The organism is Streptomyces pathocidini (assembly GCF_001418495.1).
GTDB lineage: Bacteria > Actinomycetota > Actinomycetes > Streptomycetales > Streptomycetaceae > Streptomyces > Streptomyces pathocidini.
Genome location: NZ_LIQY01000658.1, coordinates 1 through 3,718 on the forward strand (window position 1 = coordinate 1; position 3,718 = coordinate 3,718).

The following is a 3,718-nucleotide window of genomic DNA, read 5'->3' on the forward strand; positions in this document are numbered from 1 at the left end:
GCGCGCCGTGCACAGCTGGAACGCCCCGTGGACCGCCCCGCCCCGGCACCCGGTCCTGGCCTCGCACACCTACGCGGGCGGGCAGCCCTCCCCCGCCGTCGACCCGCGCCACGAGGAGGACGCGCGGCTGGCACTGGCCGACGCGCTCAAGCCGTGGCGGGAGAAGTTCCCCACCGTCGAGGTCACCGAGGACGCGGTACGGGGCCGGGCCGGGCACCACCTGGCGGAGGCGGCGGACGCGGCGGGACTCCTCGTCATCGGGCGCCGCGTACGGGACGCCGACCGGCCGCCGGGGCGCCGCTCCGCCCACCTCGGCGCCGTCGCCCACGCGGTGATCCACCACGCCCGCTGCCCGGTCGCGGTGGTGCCGCACACCGCGGAGCGCGCGGAGGGATCCCGGTGACCGCACCGACAGGCGAAGCGATCGACACCCCGGACCGGTGGTAGCCATGGCCATGCTGTACGACACGGAGGAAGGCCGGGAACACCCCGAACCGGATGTCCGGGCCGTCCAGGAGGTCTTCGAGACCGGCGCGGACGAGACCGGCGCGGAGCCGGTCCCCGAGGCCGTGACGCGCGCCCGGGACGAGATCCGCGAGCGGGAGGTCGGCGGGAGGACCATCGTCGAGCTCCGCGGCGAGGTCGACATGCTCAACTCCCCGCGCATCAAGGAGCGCATCGACCGGCTGACCGACCGGCCCGGCACCGAACTGGTCCTGGACCTGCGGGAGTTGCGGTTCATCGACTGCAGCGGGATCTCGATGCTGTGCCGTGCCCGGAACCGTACGGCCGAGCGAGACGGGCGGCTCACGGTCGTCGTCGACGACCCCTGCGTGCCGAGGATGCTGCGCCTGACCCGGCTCACCGGCGCGTTCGACCTGCACTCCACCCTGGACGCGGCCCTGGCGGCGTAGGCCCCTCCGCGGACGGGCGGGTGCACGTCCGGCGGCCGGTAGCGCCTGCAGCGGGCTGTCCCCCCTGACCCGCCCCTTCCCGAAACCGGGGGCTGCGCCCCCTGGTCCCCCATCGCCTTGGCGGGCTCGTCCTCAAGCGCCGGACAGGCTGAAATCACTCCTCCCCCCGGTGCTCCTCCGCCTCCGCCCGCTCCCTCGCCTGTGTCGCGATGACCGCCGCCTGGACCCGGCGTTCCACGCCGAGTTTGGCCAGCAGGCGGGAGATGTGGTTCTTGACCGTCTTCTCGGCGAGGAAGAGCCGGCCGCCGATCTCGCGGTTGGTCAGGCCCTCGCCGATCAGCCCGAGGATCTCCCGCTCGCGCGCGGTCAGCCCCGCCAGCTCCGCCGGGCCGTGCGCCTCCTCCGCGCCGCGCAGCCGCGCCATCAGCCGGGTCGTGGCGCTCGCGTCGAGCATCGACTGGCCCGAGGCGACCGTACGGACCGCCGCGACCAGGTCGGAGCCCTGGATCTGCTTGAGCACATAGCCCGCGGCCCCCGCCATCACCGCGTCCAGCAGCGCCTCCTCGTCGTCGAACGAAGTCAGCATCAGGCAGCCGAGCTCCGGCAGGTGCGAGCGCAGCTCGCGGCAGACCGACACCCCGTCGCCGTCCGGCAGCCGCACGTCCAGGACCGCGACGTCCGGGCGCAGCGCCGGTACGCGGACGAGCGCCTGCGCGGCGGTGCCCGCCTCGCCGGCCACCGTGATGTCCGGCTCGCCGTCGAGCAGGTCGCGCACCCCTCGGCGTACGACCTCGTGGTCGTCGAGGAGGAAGACCCTGATCGGTGTCGCCGCTGTGCCCACAGGACCCAGCCTGCGCCCATCGCCGCCCGAAGGCCACGCACGGGTCCCGGCCCGAGCGGGGAGTTCGGCCCGGGCCGGGAGCTCGTACGCGGTCGAGGAGCCGTACGCGACCGGCGGCGCGAGAATGGGGGGTGAGGTGCGCGCCTCGGACCCGGAGGGCGGACGCCACCCCGAGGAGCCGGCCACATGGGCAGTGCGGGAGACGACCCCAACAACGCCGACGGCCGCGCGGGCCTGCCGCAGCTGCGGGTCGACGAGCTGCTGGACGAGGTGCAGACCCGGCTGGACGCGGCGCGCTCCACCCGCGACCGGGTGCGCCGCCTGCTGGAGGCCGTGCTGTCGGTCGGCCGCGAGCTGGATCTGGAGCAGGTGCTGCGGCGCATCACCGAGGCCGCGGCGGCCCTGGTCGACGCCCGGTACGCGGCGCTGGGCGTCATCGACCCGGACGGGCGGCAGCTGTCGCAGTTCCTGACCGCGGGCGTGAGCGAGGAGGAGATCAGGGCCATCGGCCCGTTCCCGTCCGGCCACGGCATCCTGGGCGAGCTGATCCGCCACCCCGAGCCGCTGCGGCTGCCGAAGATCTCCGCGCACCCGTCCTCGTACGGCTTCCCGCCGAACCACCCGCCGATGGGGACCTTCCTCGGCGTCCCGATCCGCGTGCGCGACCAGGTCTTCGGCAATCTCTATCTGACCGAGAAGCGCGGCGGGGCCGAGTTCGACGCCGAGGACGAGTCGGTGCTCTCCACCCTGGCCCTCGCGGCGGGGGTGGCAATCGACAACGCCCGGCTGTACGAGGAGACCAGGCGGCGCGAGCGCTGGCTGCGGATGAACGGGGAGATCACCAGCAGCCTGCTGTCCGGCTCCAGCCGGGCCGAGGTCATCGGGCAGATCGCCGCGGGGGCCAAGGAGGTCCTGGGCGCCGCGCTCGCGGTGGTGTCGGTACCGCTGCCCGACACCGGCAACCTGGCCGTCGAGCTGGCGCTCGGCGCGAACGCCGAGGCCCACCGCGGTGTGGTGCTGCCCGTCGAGGGCACGCTGCGCGGCGAGGCGCTGTCCACCGGCGCCCCGGTGAGCAGCACCGACGTGGCCGCCGACCCGCGGATCGAGCACGGCCGCGAGCAGTTCCCCGGGCTGGGACCGGCGGTCGCGGTGCCCATCGGTACGGGTCCGGCGCTGCGCGGTGTGCTGCTGCTGGTACGGGAGGCCGGGGAGCCGGTGTTCACGGACGAGGAGATCCAGCCACTGCAGGGGTTCGCCGGACAGGCCGCGGTGGCGATGGAGCTGGCCGAACGGCGCGACGACGCCGAGCAGATCACCCTGCTGGAGGACCGCGACCGGATCGCCCGCGACCTGCACGACCTGGCGATCCAGCGGCTGTTCTCCACCGGGATGACGCTCCAGAGCGCCGAGCGGCTCGTCCGGCACCCGGAGGCCTCCGAGCGGGTGCTGCGGGCGATCGGCGACCTGGACGAGACCATCAAGATCATCCGTACGACGATCTTCGGGCTGCGGTCGCGGGACTCGGGCGGCGGCCAGAACCTCCGGGCCCGCGCCGTCCGCACCGCCGGTGAGGCCGTGCCCGCCCTCGGCTTCTCGCCGAGCCTGCGGATGGAGGGGCTGCTGGACACCCAGGTGCCGCACGAGGTCGCGGAGCACGCGCTCGCGGTGCTGGCGGAGGGGCTCGCGAACGTGGCGCGGCACGCGCGCGCCGACCGCGCGGAGGCGACCCTGGCGGTGCGGGAGGGCTTCCTGACGGTCACGGTCACCGACGACGGTGTCGGCACGCCCCCCGAGGGCCGCCGCAGCGGCCTGCGCAACCTCGCGGAGCGGGCCCAGCAGCTGGGCGGGAAGCTGGAGTTGACGACCCCGGAGGGCGGCGGGACGACCCTGGTGTGGCGGGTTCCGACGGAGTCGCGGGCGTCCTGAACGGTGGCTCGGCCGGGCGCCGGGCCAGTCCGCCTCC

Annotated in this window: 4 protein-coding genes; 3 read left to right on the forward strand and 1 reads right to left on the reverse strand. The window is 74.9% G+C overall.

Going from position 1 to position 3,718, the window contains the following annotated elements:
• Together AOK16_RS24150 and AOK16_RS24155 are read left to right on the forward strand one after the other, a co-directional pair.
• On the forward strand, nt 1-403 hold a 403-nt coding region (locus tag AOK16_RS24150), incomplete at its 5' end, for a universal stress protein (protein ID WP_169790954.1).
• 52 nt (nt 404-455) lie between these two features.
• Nucleotides 456-914 (forward strand): STAS domain-containing protein, encoded by a 459-nt coding sequence (locus AOK16_RS24155; protein ID WP_079101735.1) that lies wholly within the window; start codon nt 456-458, stop codon nt 912-914.
• A 154-nt stretch (nt 915-1,068) separates the two neighbouring features.
• On the opposite strand, the gene AOK16_RS24160 is transcribed toward AOK16_RS24155, so the two are convergent.
• Nucleotides 1,069-1,755: a response regulator gene (locus AOK16_RS24160; protein WP_205627774.1), complete on the reverse strand. Its 687-nt coding sequence runs from the start codon at nt 1,753-1,755 to the stop codon at nt 1,069-1,071.
• 186 nt (nt 1,756-1,941) lie between these two features.
• Here AOK16_RS24160 and AOK16_RS24165 point away from each other — a divergent pair, with 186 nt between their 5' ends.
• A complete protein-coding gene (locus tag AOK16_RS24165) occupies nt 1,942-3,681 on the forward strand; it encodes a sensor histidine kinase (protein WP_055474230.1) in 1,740 nt (579 codons plus the stop codon).
• The last annotated feature ends 37 nt before the right edge of the window (nt 3,682-3,718 follow it).